1 protein-coding gene is annotated in these 723 nt (G+C 59.3%); it reads left to right on the forward strand.

Features of this window, described 5'->3' with window-relative positions:
- Window positions 1-44 precede the first annotated feature (44 nt).
- The coding region (locus tag BHD06_RS22785) for an IS6 family transposase (RefSeq protein ID WP_080459212.1) at window positions 45-723 on the forward strand (679 nt) is incomplete at its 3' end.

Consider the following 723-nt stretch of genomic DNA (forward strand, 5'->3'; position numbering starts at 1 on the left):
ATTGCCAAGTTGTTCGAGGTCTCGTTTTCGATTAGGCGGCGGGGATGAAAATACCATCCGATATGCCACGCCTGAAAGGCTTCCGTTTTCCGCGCGAGATTATCGCATACGCGGTATGGGCGTATCATCGATTTGCGCTGAGTACGTCGGATGTCGAAGACCTGCTGGCAGAGCGTGGCGTCATTGTCAGCCGCGAAACGATCCGGCTCTGGGTGAACCGGTTTGGAGGCCACTTTGCGGATTGTGTCAGACGAGACCGCCCGGCAGCGGCCGACAAATGGCACCTTGATGAAGTTGTCGTGCCGATCGGAGGCGTGAAATACTGGCTCTGGCGGGCGGTTGACGCGAACGGCGACGTTCTGGACATTCTCGTCCAACCGCGGCGAAACGCCAAAGCGGCAAGGCGTTTCATGAAGCGGCGGATGGCCCGTTTCGGGGATCCGCGCGTTGTGATCACGGACAAGTTGCGCAGCTATATCAAGCCGATCCGTGACCTGCCCCCAAACGCGGACCACAGGGCACACAAGGGCTTGAACAATCGCATCGAAGGGTCGCACCGGCCGACCCGTAAACGCGAGAAGCTGATGGGTCGGTTCAAGTCCCCGCGCCAGGCTCAAAGGTTCCTCGCCGCCCACGACCAGATCAATATCGTTTTCCGCCCCCGCCGCTACCGAATGCCAGCTAACACCTACCGCCAGACCAGATCGGACGCTTTTGACCTGT

The sequence above is a fragment of the Roseovarius sp. A-2 genome (assembly GCF_002072155.1).
Taxonomy (GTDB): Bacteria; Pseudomonadota; Alphaproteobacteria; order Rhodobacterales; family Rhodobacteraceae; genus Roseovarius.